The following is an 18,427-nucleotide window of genomic DNA, read 5'->3' as shown; positions in this document are numbered from 1 at the left end:
ATAATGAAATATATTATAACTATACTCTTATTTATTATCTTTGCAAATTTATCAGCTCAGGATGAGTTGGGCGAAATGAGGCTGATTTTATTCAACAAAGTCGGACAAAAAGAAACCGTTAAGACATCAGAAAATATATCAATTATCTTCGGTTCGGATATTAATACGGATTATACATATTTATCATACTCAAGCGGAAAAAACAGAGGAGAATACATAATCGAGCTCAAATCTAACGAGCCTTTTTATAAAGCTCTCAGACAGTTAAAAGACGAAGTAGATGTGCTTAAAAGCGACTCAAAATCACATGACCCCAAAATTGATACTATATTTTTGGAGCCTCCCGGAATTCCTGAAAGTTCAAGGCTACCACAAATATTAAGAGTATCGGATATAGCAGATAGTTTGAGCGAAGAACTTTCCAAAAGAGAAAAACAGGATATCGTCGCAAAAATATCAAAGTCAGGTTTCGATGAATATTCTGATAGTATATTAATTAATGCCAATTTAAAAACAATAAAAAATAACGAAGCCGAGATTGACCGGAATAAAAATAGAATTGATACTCTGCTATCAGCTATTGAGGAGTCACGCCGTTCTGGAAAAGGACTTGAAAAAATTGATATGTTTTATGACGAAATTGACAGTTTAAGAGCAAGAAATATTGAAATCGAGCAAATAAATGACAGACTAAAAGCACGCAATTCAATTCTTTCAGCTGATTTGCGTGCAAGAGAAGCAGAATATACAGCACTAATCAGGCTGATATATTTTATTTCAGCAATTGCAGTAATAGTAATTCTTGTGGCTGTTTTCTTTTATATAAGTTATAAACAAAAGAAAAAATTCAATATTGAACTTGGCAAAGTAAATGTTGAACTTGAGCGCATAAACAAACATCTCAAAGTTGCAAATATAGAGCAGCAAAAGTTACTCAGAATTATAAGAAAAGAGCTTGATACTGCTTCAAAATATATTTATTCGCTTCTTCCTGAGCCATTAAATATGGATAATATAAAAAGCGAATGGGTATTTATACCTTCATCGCAACTGGGTGGTGATTCTTTTGGATATAGAAGTATTGATGACAATAATTACTCAATTTATATAATTGACGTTAGCGGGCACGGTGTTGGAGCGGCGTTGCACTCAGTTCAGGTTCTGAATATTCTTAATAATAAAGCACTTCCGGATATTGATTTCGCAAAGCCGGGTGAAGTACTAACCAAACTTAACAAGCTATTTCAAATGAGCAAGTACAATGGTATGTACTTTACTATTTTCTATGGAGTTTATAACAAAAGCACAAGAATACTGAATTATTCCTCAGCCGGCCATCCGCCGATGCTCCTTTTTGAAGGTGTTAAATATTCTGAACTTGCTGCTCAGGATATATTTATAGGTGCAGTTCCTGATTTGGAATATTCATCTACTCAGGTCGAGATCAAATCTTCAAGCAGCTTGGTGTTATTCTCGGATGGCGCTTTTGAAGTTGAAAAATCGCAGGGTGAGATGAATACTTTTTATGATTTCGCTTTTGATGTACAGTCAAGAATATTCAAAAATAAGAATAGCATCAAATCACTTTATGATAATGCCACTAAAATCAGTAATAAGACTGAACTTGATGATGATTTTTCATTTATAAAAATTGATTTTAAATAATATTACACTCGACTGAGATACAAATTGTAAAATTTTAATTGCAAAATTAACAAATATTTGCTAATTTTACATATTATTAAACAACATATTTAAAAAATAATTATGAAAAGATTAATACTGATAACTTTGATTGGAATCTTTGCTTATTCCATAAATCTCTTTTCCGCCCCCGGAGATAAAACAATCGTTCGGACAATTGAGTTTCAGGAGCGGCGTGCCGGATGGTACGACTTCCCATCGCAAGATAAGAAATACCAGCAAATCCTGTTGCACTACAAACTTCGATGTCCTCCCGGCAAGCAGTGCGGCGAATGGGATTATCTTTCCTATATATTCCTTCATGAATGGTATGCTCCAAGTTTCAGAGCCGATAAGAAAGTCGTTGAAACTCTTGCTTATATGAAAGATACATCATGGAATTTTTCATGGGTTGATAATCAAATCGTTAAAACACCCAAAGAATCTATTTTGCTTGAACTATATTCTGATACAGAAAATCCAACCAAGCTTACTGATTCCTTCAGGGTTTGGCCCACTTATTATGACAATTATTCGTTTGATAATTCAGGCAAAGCAATTGATTCCTCACTTGTCGAGCCGGATGAAGTGATCAATCTGACTAAAATCAGAGTAAATTACAATAACGATATTACATTTAGTGACAGGTGGGAAATTTTCAGATATATTACACCTTATGGCAACAGCTTAAATCTTGGCGATGGTGTAACCTGGACTCTTGATGTTACAGATTTCGCACCTCTTCTAACAGGAAGAGTCTATCTCGCTTCTCCAAATGGCGGATGGGGTGACCCCTATGACCAAAATGATCAGGAAGATTTGGAACTCACATTTGAATTTATAGAAGGCACTCCTCCAAGAGATGTTATTAATTTGAAAAGGTTGTGGAGTTTTTACGGTATTACATATGATAAACATTTTGAGGATAAAGTAGCACCTGTTGAATATACTTTCTCTGAAACTGAGAAAACCGCTGTAATGAGAGTTGTTCAATCAGGACATGGTTTTGGAGGTACTTCAGATAATTGTGCTGAATTTTGTCGTAAACTTGGAATGGCAAAAATTGATGATGTTATAAGATATCAGCAATATGTCTGGCGAAATTGCGGAAACATTCCGGTTTATCCTCAGGGTGGAACATGGATTTTCGACCGAAGCAACTGGTGTCCCGGAGCCGAAGTCAGACCATATCACTACGAACTGACGCCATATATTACTCCGGGCGGCACTCACAAAATTGATTATGATATGGAATATTATGACCTGCAATGGGCAGGTGGAAGCAATACTAAGCCTAATTGGGTAATAGCGGGATTTCTTATTACCTATGGCGACATAAATCATAATTCAGATGCCAGGATTACGGAAATTATTTCACCTAATGACGATAGAATTTACAACAGATATAATCCCGTTTGCTCGAAGCCTGTAATTAAAATTCAGAATGTGGGCAAAGAAGATATTAATTCAGTTGAAATTGAGTATGGATTTAATGAAAGTTTTTTAGTATTAGAAGTTAAATTAGATAGTCCATTGAAATTTATGGACGAAAGGGAAATTGAACTTTCTGATATTATTATTGAAGCAGGCAAATCTCAGCATACTTTCTCTGCTGAAATTGTAAAAGTAAATGGAAGCTCTGATGATAATACTTATAACAATATTAAATCAGTCACATTCACTCCTGATATTCCTACTTATTCTGATAAATTTACTTTGGAATTAAAAACTCCGAATTCAAATGTATTAGGGATTGGTTCGCCTATCAAATATTATTTCGAGGATATGGATGGCAATATTCTATATTCTCGTGATACAACACTCAATGACAGAGAATATGCCGATGAGATTGAACTACCTAAAGGTTGCTTCAAGTTCACAATAGTCAATACTGCCGGCTTTGGACTTGGATTCTGGGCTTATCAGAATGCAGGATTAAGAAGTGGCTACCTTCGCTTCAGTATAAATGGTAATTCATTTAAATCATTTCCAAATGATTGGGGCAGTTATCTCATTCAGGAATTCAGAACGGGCAAACTTCCTGAAATTACATTGAATATTGATTCAGACACATTAGATTTCGGTGATGTGCTGCTGGGAGAATTTGCAGACCTTGAATTAGAAGTTTCACCTGCAAACGAAAGTGGATTAATCGTTGATGATATCGAATTATTACTTGCAACAATGAAAAGGTTTGAATTACTTTCTGTAGAACCCCAAAGCAGCGATGGAAAGTATAATTTGGAAGAAGGCGAGAGCATTACTTTAAAACTCAGATTTGAACCCAGAACTCAAGGTATGAAATATACTCCCTTACAGATAACAACAAATGATTTTCTGAATTTCAAGAAAACAATTACCCTTAAAGGCAGAGGTGTTGACCCGGCGGGCATAAATACCGATAAATTACAAAATACATCACTTATGATGAGTGCTAATTTAGATTCTAAGTCCGGCAATATTGAACTTAGAGTTTCAACTGATAATATTGGCTATAGTGCTTCAATTGACATTTTTGACCTGCTTGGAAATAGAAAAATCCCGACAATGAGTGAATTTTTTGGCAATTATGATAACTCGATTTTTATTAATTCAGGCATTTTACCAAATGGTGTCTATATTTTGAAATTGCAATACAACGGAATCATAAGAACTTTGCCGATTTTGATTACGAATTATTGATGAGTACATAATCAGTAATTTTTTTTATCAAGCCGAAATACTCAAGCAGATGTTTCGGCTTTTTTTTGTTATTTCTCTTATAATCCTAAAGTTAAATGTAATAGTGAAAAATAAAGTATTATGAGCAGATAGGACAAAATATGAGTTTAAATAATAAAAAAACCGCCAATTATTTTAATGAAATTACTATAATTAGCGGTCTGTTTTATATTGAGTATTTATTAAAAAATAAATTATCTTATTGATGTTTTCAATCCGACTAAAAATGTTCTCGGTCTTGACGGACCATAAATATAACCTGCATCCCTTCCTATGCCGCTATCAAAATCGTTCTGGAAACTATTCAACATATTTTGAACACCAATCTGAAGTTCTAAATTGCCAAGTTTTGGCAATTTGTATGAAATCATAGAATTAATTTCAATAAATGAGTCGCTTCTTTTCAATTCGTTTTCTGGACGTTCATTGCCATCAATGCCAATTCCACCGGCAAAATGAGGAACCCACATCGGACCGGTATATACCCCTGACAAATCAAAATTAAGATTTTCAGTCAGAGCATACTGAGCTGTAAAAAAGCCATAGAAGTCGGGTGTTCGCATAATGTAATCAGAATATGCAGATTCTCCTTCTTCAGAAACAGCCCACTCAACAGGTTGAGCATATAGAGAGCGTTGCAACGTCAAACCGCCTTTCAAGCTCAGATTATCAGTTACTGTAGTCATAAGCTCAAGTGTTGAGCCATAGACCATCGCTGCTTCGCCATTTCTTCTTTCTATCAATAAATCACCATTTTCATTTCTTCCGGCATCTTCCAAAATAAATACATTTTGTAAATTAGTATAAAAATACTCATTTGATATCGAAATATTAGTACCGAAAAGCTTAAGATTATAATCTGCCGAAAAAGATATACTCTGTGAATACTCAGGTTCCAAGTCCTCAGCCAGACGAATCACCATACCTTCGCCACCGACCTGAGTAATATGCAAATCTTCGTCAAATGCCTGCGGAGCACGAAAACCTGTGGAATAGCTTGTTCTTAGACTTAGTTTATCATTTGGCTTATACATGAAGTTAGCTCTTGGACTAAAAATTATTCCGTCTATTAAATTATGATTATCAATTCTGCTTCCAAAAACAAAATATACTTTTTCGCTTATTCCCCAATCGTCCTGAAGATATAAACCATGGCTGATAACATGCTGGTCAATTGTTCTGTTGTATGCAGGTGCAAGGTCAATCATTTTGTCGCTATTTAACTCATAACCGGCTGTGATAACATGATTACCGGCAAACTTTTCAATTAAATGTGAATACTGAACTCCACCTGCAATAGTACTATTATCAGTTGTACCGTAAGCATTTGGATCTTGTTCTGCACCGTAATAACTTTCTCTGTTGGTCATTTGCCCCGATGCATAAACAGACAATTTATTTCCACCATTTCCCAGGTACCTTTCATACTGAACCTGAAGCATATTTGTAGTGTGTTTTGTCATTTCTGTTATGTCAGCCTCATGGGGCAACAAGTCAAGATTATTACCACCCCTGATTTCGTGGAATATAGCGTGATATTGCACATTTAAACGACTTTTATGGTCAGGCTTGTAAAAGAAAGAACCACCTAAATTCGAGACATCAAGTCTTCCGACTTCTGTAAAACCGTCATTATTAGCGTCCCATTCTGCACGATTCCGATTCATACCAAAAAGATAGACTCCCATATTCCCTTCCGAATTTACAATAGCACCATTTAGTTGCACAGTGGCATCTGGCGCAGTGCCTTCAATTGTGCTGTAAAATCCGGAGGCATTAAGGAAATTATCAGAAGGTGTTTTTGTAATTATATTAACAACACCAGCAATCGAATTCCCGCCATATAGTGCTGAGCCTCCACCTCTTATTACTTCTACCCTGTCAATCATATTGCTTGGAATCTGCTCCAAACCGTAAACACCATTGAGGGAAGAATAAATCGGTTTTCCATCTATAAGTACTTGTGAATATTTACCTTCTAAACCATTCATACGAATTTCAGAAAAACCGCAGTTCTGGCAATTTGTTTCAATTCTTAAACCGGGCTGGAAGCTAAGACCGTCTCTCAAATTCATCGAAACAGTTGCCTCAAAGATTTTATCAGTAAGAACTGATATTTTAACTGGCACATCTTCGTATAATTTTTCGGAGCGGGTTGCAGTCACAACAACTCCGGGTGAAGAAATGTCAGTCTTTTCGAGAAATACAGTAAATTTAATATTACTGTCTAAAGAAATTTCTTTTGTATTTACAACTTGTGGTTTATATCCAACCGCTGTAATTAGTAATGTATTGTAGTCTTTGTGCATATTTTTGAGCGTAAAATTACCGTTTTTATCTGCATAAGTACCAATAACGGTATTTTCAACGCGTATTGTAGCACCCGGTATTGGACGGCCAGATTGACCACTACATACAACGGTGCCTGAAATATTGTTTGAAAAGGCTGAGTAATTAGCCATAATAAAAACAAATATATATATAAAGTGATATCTTTTCATGATATTGAACTCCAAAAATAAATTAATTAAAAAGTGTTATTAATTGAAATAAAAACTATTTTTAATTAATTTTCCGGAGGGGCACGAAAATGGTTTAGTAGAAGATATTCGGTATTGCAGTGTCCAAATTCATCAGTTTTAAAGATTTCCAATATGTTATTAACAAATAAATTTGTTACTACCAACATATTTGTTGCACTCAGAAATTGATGCCCGAGTTTATCGAAATTAACAAACTGAATATTTGAATGATTGTGATTAGCGTCACTGCTTTTATTGTCGGAATTTTTATGAGGATGTGAGTGAGAAACAATTTTTCCATCATCAGTTACATGCACGTGATAATTAGCGACTTCATTATAACATAAGAGCGTAAACCCGAATATCAATATCAGGGACACTAACTTATCTATATGTAAATATCTGAATAACACAAATGCCTTTTAAGCTTACTCTAAATATTTTTTAAATGATGATGATGTTTTTTTTGAATCAATCCATCATTATGCTACAAAAATATCAATAAATTTTTAAACAAACAAATTATTTTTGGATAATTGTAAAAATAATCAGCATTTTCTCAAAAAAAAGGCTTCAATCTCAATATGAAGCCTTCTTGACAAAATAAATCAATTCTAAAAAATTAGAACAATTGCTTAGCAAGCTCAATTAGTGAGTTGGGCAAAATTCCAAGCAGAAATACAAAAATAACTGAAATTGCAAGTGTTATTCTGGCTGAAGAAATGTCGGTGACAACAAAGGGATTGTCATTATCCTTGAAATACATATTAAGAACAAGCCCTATATAGAAATACATAGAGATAATAGTTGAAACAACAGCAACAATAGTAAGCCATGTAAACCCTGACTCAACTGCTCCGACAAAAAGCATATACTTGCCCGGGAATCCTGCAAATGGAGGAATACCAGCAAGAGAGAACATAAATATTGCCATTAGTGCCGCAAGCCAAGGATGATTCTTTCTAAGTCCTGAATAATCCTCAAAATTCATACGTTCATTGTTACGTTCGATTACGCCCACAATAACAAACGAGCCTATTTGCATAAACATATATGCAGTAGCATAGAACATAATGCCACTCCAGCCGTTCTCATTATTTGCAACGATACCCATCATAAGGTAGCCCGCATGAGCAACTGATGAATAGGCAAGCATCCTTTTTACATTCTTTTGAACGACAGCCGAGATATTGCCTATAAGCATAGTAAGAGCTGCAATAATTGCAATAATCATTCTTGATGTATCAGTAAAATCAGCAAGTTTAATAGTTACGTCTGTAATATTTGAGACTGCAATATCTGTTGGGATAATTGCTTTGGCAACAATAATAAAAGCAATTAGTGCCGCTGCTTTACCGGCTGTGCTCATAAAAGCAGTCGAAACTGTAGGTGCTCCATGATAGACATCAGGTGCCCATTGATGGAATGGGAAGGCTGCTGCTTTGAATGCAAGACCTATTAGAATTAGTGCAAAACCAACTCTGATAAAAGTCATATCGGCACTACCGGAAAGTATGCTTTTTAGTATTTCAGGGAACACAATTGTACCTGTAGCTCCGTATAGCAAAGCCATTCCATATAGCAAAAAGCCGGAAGCAAACGAGCCAAGCAGGAAATATTTCAATGCTGATTCGACTGCCGTAACTCTTGTTCTGATGAATCCGGATAAAACATAAAATACAATTGACATTAGTTCGATACCAATAAACAGCATAAGAAGACTGTTTGAATGTGATATCAGCATCATACCGGTAATTGCAAACAAAATCAGAGAGTAATACTCTTTATATTCGCCATACTCACGCTTTAGGTATGGTCTGGAGGCAAAGATTGTCAATATACCGGCAACACAGAATATAATATCAAAAAATGCTGCATATCCGCCAAACACCATTGAAGTTCCGCTCATTGGTGTTTCGATAAAACCCGGATCTACATCAGGCGATATTGTAAGAGCTGCAGAAGCAGCAACAACAAGCAGTGAGAAAATAGAAAAATAATATGCGATTATTTTATTTTTTCCTGTAAAAGCATCAACTAATAACATCACTACGGATAGCGCCATTATCAGCAAGAGAGGCATTCCGTAAACTACTTCATTGGTCATATTTATAATACCCGTATATTATTTATTCAATTTTTAGTTATTATCCTGCTCAGCCGGTGCAATTGACGGCAAGTCGAAAGCAGGTTTATTAAATTTTAAAATTTCGATTTTATTAACAAGCTTCTTTGTATATGTATCTGATACATTTAAAAATGTTGCAGGATAAAGACCTATCCACACAATAAACACAACGATAGGAACAAGCATTGACCATTCCTTTGTTGATAAATCTTTAAGGTTTCTGTTTGCAGGATTATCAATAGTTCCAAACATCACTCTCTGATACATCCACAAAAGATAAACAGCAGCGAAAATCACACCTGTAGCGCCAAAGATTGTATACCAATAAGAACCAAGTATTTTGGAATCAAAGGCACCTTTCAGAGTCAGGAATTCACCAATAAATCCGTTAAGTCCCGGAAGACCTACCGATGCAAACATTGCAATTGCAAACATTACTGCAAAATTAGGCATTACCCGTGCTATACCGCCATACTCACTTATAAGGCGCGTATGCCTTCTTTCATAGAGCATGCCCACACAAAGGAAAAGCATACCGGTCGAAAGTCCGTGGTTAACCATTTGTATAATACCGCCCTGAAGACCTTCAGCAGTCATGGAAAATATACCGAGAACTACAAACCCAAGGTGAGAAACAGATGAATAAGCCACAAGACGTTTGATATCGGTTTGTACCATAGCAACAAGAGCACCGTAAATTATACCAATTACAGCAAGGGTTGAGATGATGCTTGCATAATTCATTGATGCAGTCGGGAATATTTCGAGATTGAATCGAATTAAACCGTATGTACCCATCTTCAAAAGCACGCCGGCAAGTATAACTGAGCCGGGAGTAGGCGCTTCGGTGTGTGCGTCAGGAAGCCATGTATGCAGAGGGAATAAAGGTACTTTAATCAAAAATGATAAAGCAAAAGCAAGGAACATCCATTCCTGAATATCAACAGGAATTCTTGAGCCGACTTCTTTTATCAGGAAGTAATTAGTAGTGAATCCTGTTGAGGTTGAGAGCAGTTCAGTGCCGGCATAAAATCCCAGCCAAACAACCGCAACCAACATAAAGAGCGAACCTACAACTGTGAAAAGGAAAAATTTGACTGCTGCATAAAGTCTTTCCTTTCCGCCCCAAATACCGATTATGAAATACATCGGAATAAGGATTAATTCCCAGAAAATGTAGAATAAGAATAAATCTGCGGCTAAAAATACTCCTGTCATTGCAAACTGAAGTATTAAAACCATAATGTAATATTCTTTTTCGCGTTTTTGGATAGCATCAAAGGAAGATAGTATCGCAATTGGTGTGATGAATGTTGTCAACATCACCATTAAAAGTGACATTCCGTCAACACCAATTCTGAAGCCTGCATCAAATGCTGTAATCCAGACTGCTTCATAAACAAACTGAAATTCCGGGTTATTATTATCAAATCCGAAAAACAGAATAAGCGATACACAAAATGTTACCAGCGAAACGCCAAGGGCTGAATTTTTCAACAATCCAACTTTGTCCCTGTTTACAAAAAGTAAAAACAGAGCGCCTGCAAGTGGCAAAAATAAAGTTAAAAATAGTGCTGTCATATTTATAAGCTTCAGTTCAAATTATACAAAATAGGGATTATAAAAACATTACCCAGGCTAAAATCACTACAATACCTGCTATCATCACAACAGCATAATTTTGAGCTATACCTGTTTGCATTAGTTTTATTCTGTTACCGAGCATTTGAATTGACTTGGCAGAGCCATTGACAATGCCGTCAATAATACCAATATCAGTGAATTTCCAGAAGAAAGATGTAGATAATTTATTAATAGGGTCAATTATCATAGCATAAAAAATTTCGTCAAGCCAGTATTTATTCCAAAGTGCCTGATATATACCGTTAAAACTCTTTGAGAGTTTGCGCGGAGCAGCCCACTGTGGATCTGAGTACCATTTCTTAGCAAGTGCCCACATACTGAAAGCAACTAGAGTTGCTATAATCATCAGCACGTACATCATAATTTCAATACCGTGATGAGAATGACCACCCAAAACCATATTCGCATTAGCAAAAATCGGCTTTAACCAGCTTTTAAGAAGTGGGTCTGAATGTAGCCAAGGAACAAGTGCAGGAGGAATATTCATCAAGCCACCGATAGTCGAAAGCACTGCAAGAGTTATGAGCGCAAAGGTTACGGTCTTCGGTGATTCGTGAGGATGAACTTTCTTGTGGTCAAACCTTTCCTCGCCCTCGAAAGTCAAATAATATAGTCGGAACATATAGAATGCTGTAAACATTGCAGCAACAGCAAGAGTTCCCCAAACCAGCCAACCGCCGCCATGACTTGATGACCAGGCATACCAGAGAATTTCGTCTTTCGACATAAAGCCACTGAAAAATGGAATACCTGCAATAGCCATAGTTCCGATAAAAAAGGTTTTGGCAGTCGTAGGCATATATTTTTTCAATCCGCCCATACGTTTGATGTCCTGCTCACCGTGCATACCATGAATTACAGAGCCAGAACCAAGGAATAACAAGCCTTTGAAAAATGCATGTGTAATTACATGGAAGATAGCGATATAATATGCTCCTACACCCAAAGCTACGAACATAAATCCAAGCTGACTTACGGTTGAATATGCTAAAACTTTCTTAATATCATTTTGAACCAAGCCGATTGATGCCGCAAGGATTGCGGTAAGAGCTCCAACGATGACAACCACACTCATTGTTATTTCAGACATAGCAAATAGTGCAGAATTTCTTGCAACTAAAAATACGCCTGCCGTAACCATTGTTGCGGCGTGGATAAGAGCTGATACTGATGTCGGACCTGCCATTGCATCAGGAAGCCATACTGCCAAAGGAAGCTGTGCTGATTTGCCGGTGCAGCCAAGGAATATCATTATTGTGATTGCAGTAATTATGCCGGCATTCATATAAACATTATAGTTTGCGGAAGCGATATCAAATACTTCGTTATAATTTAAAGTATTGAAAGTAACTAAAATAAGAAACATTGCTATCAAAAAGCCAAAGTCACCTATTCTGTTAACAACAAATGCTTTCATGCCTGCATCGCCTGTCCAAGTGATTCTAACTCCCGGGAATTTTGCATCATACCAGAATCCGATAAGTAAATACGATGCAAGGCCTACACCTTCCCAACCCAGGAAGGTTAGAAGGTAATTATCTGCAAGAACCAAATTTAACATCATAAAAACAAACAGGTTCAGATAAGCAAAGAACCTGTAAAAACTTCTGTCCCCGTGCATATATCCAATTGAATATACATGTATCAGGAAGCTTACACCTGTGATAAATAAGGCAAACGTAACTGATAACTGGTCAACCTGATAAGCCCAGTCAACATTAAAATTGCCAACTGAAATCCAGGTGAACAACTTAACGGATTCCGAAGTACCGGAGGACAATAATTCGAAGAATATTAGTGCTGTTATAATAAATGATATACCAACAGTTGTGCTGGCTAATCCTCCGATAAGAGCCTCATTTTTGATTTTCTTACCGAAAAGTCCCAGGATTAAAAAACCAATTAATGGCAACAATGGGACTAAGTAAATCATTTCATGCATATCTTTACCTAACGGTTTTACTTTATTTCAATTTATTTTTACAGTTTACAAGTTAGCAAAAATAACTTTTTTTGCTTAAGATTAAAAATATTGTTTTAAACTTATTTTAAAAAAATGATATTTTAACCAGAAAAAAAAGAAAAATACGAAAGTTTGAGCAATTTTCAATAATTAAATCGAAAAAAACTATTTTTAAACTACTCTCTTTTTTATTTTTCTTAAAATTTTACAAATTTATCAAACAGGGTTTCATTATCAGTAGAAATTTCTATAAAATAAACTCCGCATGATAAATTCGAAATGTCAATAAATTGTCTATTACGAATTAATACATCAATTCTTTCACCTAAAATGTTAAAAATGCAAATATTATTTATTATTCCCGGATAAATTATTTCGGTAAAATTACTGTTTGTAATAATTTTAAATTTTTGAGTTTTTTCATTAACTGATACTGCCTGCTCATCTTCCAGATAAAGCCCAACAACAGCATCAAGATCAAAACCATTCAGCAAAAAATCCGGATTTTTGTATTTGTGACCTTGAGGAAGCGACTTTATGATATTTGTCGTGTCTTTAATTTTTATATATTTAATATAGTCGAGCTTGAGAACTTCCAAATCGAAAGCATCTCCTCCTGAAATTTCAGGATTGAAAGGATCTTTGTCTCCTCTTGTCGGACTTAATCCGGCTAATCCTTCAAGCGTTTGGGAGTCAAAAGGAAATTCAATAAAACGAATTCCGTCCTGACTTACAGACACAAGTCCAGGCTCGGCAAATATTCCACCGGTAACCTGATTGATGAATGCATTTTCAAAAATTATGAAGTCGGCACCCTGTCCATTTCGTAAGACTTTGCCCTTGAATCCAACAATTATCTCACCACCTGTTCCGATTGCCTCAATCTCAGCAGGTGAACTTTCTGGTAAAGTCCTTGTGGCATTTCTTGAGGGCAATCCGAAGATATTGTCCGGAAAATATGGGTTGTTCTCAAATGCAGGGTCGCCTTCACCCTGATAATAGTAATAAACAGTATCAATCGTACCTGATTCAATCGCTTGAGTGTTTCTAATACTTAATGCATATATAATCAATATATAAAATATAAAATACTTTTTCATAATAATATTTTTTTTATACTCCAAAAGAAGCTCCTATTCTAAATAATCTGCCCGGCATCGGAAAATTTCTGACGACAGAATATCGCTCATTCGTAATATTATCAGCAGATGTAAAAAGATTGATGTTGTAATTGCTGAAAACTATACTTTTTGATATTTTTAAATTCAATGTGAAATATTCTGGCAAAACAGATGAAATATCGTTGCTCTGAAGTGAATATCTGAATGAAGTATAATTAAAATTTACAGCAAACGAAAAATCAAGGGGGAAAATATAATAAATATTGGCATTTATTAATTCTTGTGGTACATAAACAAGTAAATTACCATTATTTATTGAGCCTTCCGTTATTTCGCGAGCTGATTGATAAGTATAGTTAAGATTAATTTTAAAATTATATTTTTCAGGTTCAATCTCACTGACTAATTCAATACCCTGAGTCAGAGCTTTACCAATATTTTTTGCTGACCAGACTGCAGGCGATCTTGGTACAGCAATTATTAAATCATCTGTCAAATTTGCAAAAGCATTAATTTCAAAATTGAAATTTTCGCTCTTATAGCAGATACCGGCATTGAAATTTTTTGATTTTTCGGGTTTTAAATCAGCAGTGCCATAATTAAGATAATATAATTCGTTAAAATTTGGCATCCTGAAATTGGCAGATACATTCAGTTTAGCAAAAAAGTCGGAATTTACAGGGTTAATAATCAGTCCGATAAAAGGCGAATAAGCAGGCGAATTATCGCTGAATATGTCCAGTCTTATGGCTTCAGAGTGATTGATTTCCCAGTTTTCAAAAATTTCAATTATATCACTGAAAATGAATGATGTGGCAAAACCATTACGAAACGGGTTTGTGGATATTCCGGGTTGGAGCATATCACCTTTTAGTGATGAATGAAATGCTTCTACGATAATTTGAGATGTTGATTTTTTGTATTCGTTTTTTAAAGTCGTTGAAAAATTATACTCATTTGAAATGAAGTCATTATCAAGCGGCTTACCACCTAAGCCGAGCATATTTCTGTCCTGATAATTCATGTCATTATATCTGGCAGAGAGTCCGGCATTCAAACTCAGATTTTTGCTAAATTGATGTTGCGACGATGCTGAAACTAATACTCCTCTTTCACTCAGTGTGGCTGTTTTTGACTCAATTTGTCCTTGCAAAACAGCACCGGGAACTCCACGTTTGGAGTCAAATACTAAAGTGTATAAACTGATGTTTGTGTTGTTAAGATTATAATTAGCGTTAATAGCTGCAGAGTAATTTGTAAACATCGCATTTGAGCGTCCGACGGTGATTTCGTTGCCGAAGTTTATCATATCAATTGGATAATTACCATCTGAATGTTTGTATTCAATAGAAGTATTTAAATTAAATTTATTGAAATTCTTTACGGCGTTAATAGCCAGAAAATTTTCGTTAAAACTTCCGTAACTTGCAAGGAATGAGGCTTTGTCAGACTTTTCATTATCTGGCAAAATATTGACTACTCCACCTATAGCATTTCCGCCATAGACAGCCGAAACTCCCGACCGGACAATTTCCATACTGCCAATAAAAGATAGCGGAATATTTGACAAATCAGTCATTCCGGTTTGATTAGAATTTAGACGTATTCCATTAATCATAATCAGCGTTTGATTAGCAGATGTACCTCGAAGCGAAACTGTTTTCATGCCACCCAACCCGCCGTAATCCTTAATAAAAAGTCCGGGCATATATAGCATTGCTTCGGATATTTGATTGTGGCTGAGTCTTTGAATTTCAGATTTACTTATCATTGTGTTTGGTGAAAATTCAGCAAGCGAATTGCTCAAAATTCTTGTTGCTGTTACCTTAACCTCAGGAAAAGTCCTTTTCAAAGTATCCCCGGAAGAATGTTCCTGAGAATGAGCAATATTAAGAGTAAACAGACAAATTGCAACATTATAATACAAAAGGAATTTCTTTTGGAAACTTAATATAAAAAAAGAAAAAGATGCTGTCTCATAATTAAATTTCACCAATTTTGTCTTTTTGAACAAGGAGAAGAATCCAGCAAATTTAGAATAACTTAAATTCTCCGGATTCTTCTCCTTCAATTCAGAATGACTATAAATAATCACTAATGAAACAGCACCTATTTTTATGAGAAAGAGATAATTTCATCATCTAACAATATTGAAAGGCATAGCCTTAATTTCCTTACCGCTTACAATATTGAGAATATAAGTTCCTGAAGCAAGTCCAAGACTACGAGCATCAAAAGTATGGCTAATATTCATACCTGAAGGCACTACAACAGATGCAACTTTGTTACCATTCATAGAAATTATTTCAAATGTTACTGTCGGATGAATACTCTCACGAAGCTGTGCTTCAATTGTAAAATAATCAATTGCCGGATTTGGATAAATTTTGATACCTGCGATATCACCTTTTGAAAATTCTCTGACAGAAGTTTCATCATCAGTCAATATATAAACAAATGAATTTGGAGAATCGAAATCATAATCAGCAGGACCTGTAGCAGCAACAAAAAGCTTGCCCTGATCAGGGTTAACTGATGCAACAACAGATGAAATAGGAATTCCTATTGGTAGAAATTGCTGCAAACGAACTATTGTGATATCGAATTCTTCCATTTCTTCATAAGTTACTGGACGCAAGTCACCCCAATTAGTTCCGGTAAGAACTCCAATACCGCGTAAAGCAGCAAATGCCATCGGACCGTAAGGAATCTGTGCTCCTAAAGCTATGCTTGATACTTCGTGATTTTGAGCATCTACAAAATATACTTCTCCGGAGATATATGAAGCAACAGCAATTTTATTAACGAATGGTAAAGCAAGTGAAAAACCGCCTTTTCCAACTGGAACTTCATTTTCCAGCGAGAAATCTGCCATGTGGCTGATTGGACCATAGAGCAATTTGGCGCTATAGTCTTCATCACCTTCGTCTTCGTGTGTCAGGATTGCAAGACTGATTACCGGTTGCTGACTGCCTTCAACAAACATAGGGTAATACTTTACATCAGTAACCATATTTCCTGCAGACACTTTTTGAAGTACTGTACTTGTCTGTAGATTGATAACAACAATAGAGTCAGCTCTGTCAGGATACTGAACAGCCGCCATAAGATGAGTTCCTGCCATGTCAAGAGCAACGGCATCAAACTCGGCAACCATGTCATCATCAAGAGTAAAATCATCTACATTATAAGATTTTATTACTCCATTACCTGCAATAAATAATGTTCTTGTTTGAGCACTAAAAGCCGGTTTAAATGGGAATTTCAAATCACCGTGATTGAACTCATATCTTTTTTCGCTGACAAATTCATTGCCAGCCATTGAAATAGTCCACCATGATGGTGCTTCATTTATATCTTCGTCACCCATACAAAATACATGTAAATAATCTGTATCGTTTAGCAGTCCAATTGGAGCAGTGCCTACTTCAATTTTCTTAAGCATCTCGGAAAGTTCATTTTCCTCCTTCCCCCACATATAAAGCATATTGGAAGGGGAATACATAAAATCATAGGGATTGGCACTGAAGAAAATATCATCATTATAAAATGACATATTTTCTATTTTATCACCATAACCTGATTCGTATAAGTTAATCAGTACACCTGTTTCAAGGTCAAATTCACGAACATCACCACTATAAGTAGTAACAAACAGTCTATCGCCTCTGACAACTGATTCGCGTGGTCCGTCCCAGCCTGTAGTACCTGTATGCCATGTTTCAATTTCTCCTGAAACAACATCAATTACTTTAATCCAGTGAGACATATTGACTGCAACATAAAGTTTACCATTATGATGAAGGATGTGATTAGCGGCATCACCAACAACAACTTCCTCATCAAGTTGGAAGTCGAACATGTGGTTGATTGAACCATACATTACAGTAGAATTATCGGTACCGAATTCACCTTGATTTAATAACGCAATACTAATTCCGCCAGGACCGGGATAATATATGCAATCAAGAATATTTATACCACCTTCAACTGTTTGTAATATCTGACCGGTTGAGACATTCAGTACATCAAGTCTTCCTTTCTCGTTCATTCCGGGACTAACTGTTATAAGCAAATGTCCGCCTGCAAAAGAAATGCTTTGAGCATCAATTTCAGCAACCAAGTCATCTTCGACTGCTTCACCTTCAAGGTCTAAAGCAATAATTTTCCCAATCATGGGTACATAGAGGGTATTTGTTGCATTGTCAAGAGCCGGTCTGAATGGTCTGTATTTTAAAAATTTGTCAAAATCTAACACTTTACGTGGAGCAACATTCGGATTATCCATTATCCACCATGATGGCAGTTCTTCGCCTTCCTGATACTCATCATCGTAATTCAAATCCTCACCTGCACAGAAAATATGAATACTTTCAGAGCCGGGAAGTTTTATGATTTTGAGTGGTGATTTACCAACGTTAAAAACATCATAAGACTCATATACATGAGTATCAATAGAAAATACACTTGTACAAGTCAATACTAATGCAAGAAACAATGTTATTAAAAACCTTTTCATGCTTTACCTCAATTTTAAAAAATGAATAAATACGAATTGAAAATGCGGAATTTCTCAGAATTATGCTACACATGCTTAGAAACAATGTGCACTCCCATTTTCTCATCGCGTTTGTAAATCGCAAAC

General features: G+C 35.7%; 10 protein-coding genes. 2 read left to right on the top strand and 8 right to left on the bottom strand.

Annotated features, from left to right (window positions below; translation table 11 throughout):
- Positions 1 to 3 precede the first annotated feature (3 nt).
- Positions 4 to 1,665, top strand: coding sequence for a PP2C family protein-serine/threonine phosphatase (locus KF896_09875; protein ID MBX3044015.1), 1,662 nt, complete (start codon positions 4 to 6; stop codon positions 1,663 to 1,665).
- A 102-nt stretch (positions 1,666 to 1,767) separates the two neighbouring features.
- Positions 1,768 to 4,365 (top strand): hypothetical protein, encoded by a 2,598-nt coding sequence (locus tag KF896_09870; protein ID MBX3044014.1) that lies wholly within the window; start codon positions 1,768 to 1,770, stop codon positions 4,363 to 4,365.
- A gap of 233 nt (positions 4,366 to 4,598) precedes the next feature.
- On the opposite strand, the gene KF896_09865 is transcribed toward KF896_09870, so the two are convergent.
- The 8 genes from KF896_09865 to KF896_09830 form a co-directional block, all read right to left on the bottom strand.
- Positions 4,599 to 6,905, bottom strand: a complete 2,307-nt coding sequence (locus KF896_09865; protein ID MBX3044013.1) for a TonB-dependent receptor — start codon at positions 6,903 to 6,905, stop codon at positions 4,599 to 4,601.
- Positions 6,906 to 6,970: 65 nt separating this feature from the next.
- Positions 6,971 to 7,306: a hypothetical protein gene (locus tag KF896_09860; GenBank protein MBX3044012.1), complete on the bottom strand. Its 336-nt coding sequence runs from the start codon at positions 7,304 to 7,306 to the stop codon at positions 6,971 to 6,973.
- A 242-nt stretch (positions 7,307 to 7,548) separates the two neighbouring features.
- Positions 7,549 to 9,033, bottom strand: a complete 1,485-nt coding sequence (locus KF896_09855; protein ID MBX3044011.1) for an NADH-quinone oxidoreductase subunit N — start codon at positions 9,031 to 9,033, stop codon at positions 7,549 to 7,551.
- Between the two features lie 33 nt (positions 9,034 to 9,066).
- Positions 9,067 to 10,635 carry an NADH-quinone oxidoreductase subunit M gene (locus KF896_09850; GenBank protein MBX3044010.1) on the bottom strand — a complete coding sequence of 523 codons (1,569 nt, stop codon included), beginning with the start codon at positions 10,633 to 10,635 and terminating at the stop codon, positions 9,067 to 9,069.
- Positions 10,636 to 10,672: 37 nt separating this feature from the next.
- A complete protein-coding gene (gene nuoL, locus KF896_09845; protein MBX3044009.1) occupies positions 10,673 to 12,640 on the bottom strand; it encodes an NADH-quinone oxidoreductase subunit L in 1,968 nt (655 codons plus the stop codon).
- Between the two features lie 218 nt (positions 12,641 to 12,858).
- On the bottom strand, positions 12,859 to 13,761 hold the full coding sequence (locus KF896_09840) for a T9SS type A sorting domain-containing protein (GenBank protein ID MBX3044008.1): 903 nt from the start codon (positions 13,759 to 13,761) through the stop codon (positions 12,859 to 12,861).
- Positions 13,762 to 13,774: 13 nt separating this feature from the next.
- Positions 13,775 to 15,709, bottom strand: coding sequence for a TonB-dependent receptor (locus KF896_09835; GenBank protein ID MBX3044007.1), 1,935 nt, complete (start codon positions 15,707 to 15,709; stop codon positions 13,775 to 13,777).
- A gap of 210 nt (positions 15,710 to 15,919) precedes the next feature.
- Positions 15,920 to 18,301, bottom strand: a complete 2,382-nt coding sequence (locus KF896_09830; GenBank protein ID MBX3044006.1) for a T9SS type A sorting domain-containing protein — start codon at positions 18,299 to 18,301, stop codon at positions 15,920 to 15,922.
- Positions 18,302 to 18,427: the final 126 nt, after the last annotated feature.

The organism is Ignavibacteriota bacterium (assembly GCA_019637995.1).
In the GTDB taxonomy this organism is placed as follows: Bacteria; Bacteroidota; Ignavibacteria; order Kapaibacteriales; family UBA2268; genus JANJTB01.
Note: the sequence above shows the minus strand (reverse complement) of the source record. Positions and strands in the feature narration are given on the sequence as shown.

What these genes read in the sequence shown, in the direction of transcription:
- KF896_09875 (MBX3044015.1), top strand. Translation starts at nt 4, where the DNA reads ATGAAATATATTATAACTATACTCTTATTTATTATCTTTGCAAATTTA.
- KF896_09870 (MBX3044014.1), top strand. Translation starts at nt 1,768, where the DNA reads ATGAAAAGATTAATACTGATAACTTTGATTGGAATCTTTGCTTATTCC.
- KF896_09865 (MBX3044013.1), bottom strand. Translation starts at nt 6,905, where the DNA reads ATGAAAAGATATCACTTTATATATATATTTGTTTTTATTATGGCTAAT.
- KF896_09855 (MBX3044011.1), bottom strand. Translation starts at nt 9,033, where the DNA reads ATGACCAATGAAGTAGTTTACGGAATGCCTCTCTTGCTGATAATGGCG.
- KF896_09850 (MBX3044010.1), bottom strand. Translation starts at nt 10,635, where the DNA reads ATGACAGCACTATTTTTAACTTTATTTTTGCCACTTGCAGGCGCTCTG.
- nuoL (MBX3044009.1), bottom strand. Translation starts at nt 12,640, where the DNA reads ATGCATGAAATGATTTACTTAGTCCCATTGTTGCCATTAATTGGTTTT.
- KF896_09840 (MBX3044008.1), bottom strand. Translation starts at nt 13,761, where the DNA reads ATGAAAAAGTATTTTATATTTTATATATTGATTATATATGCATTAAGT.
- KF896_09830 (MBX3044006.1), bottom strand. Translation starts at nt 18,301, where the DNA reads ATGAAAAGGTTTTTAATAACATTGTTTCTTGCATTAGTATTGACTTGT.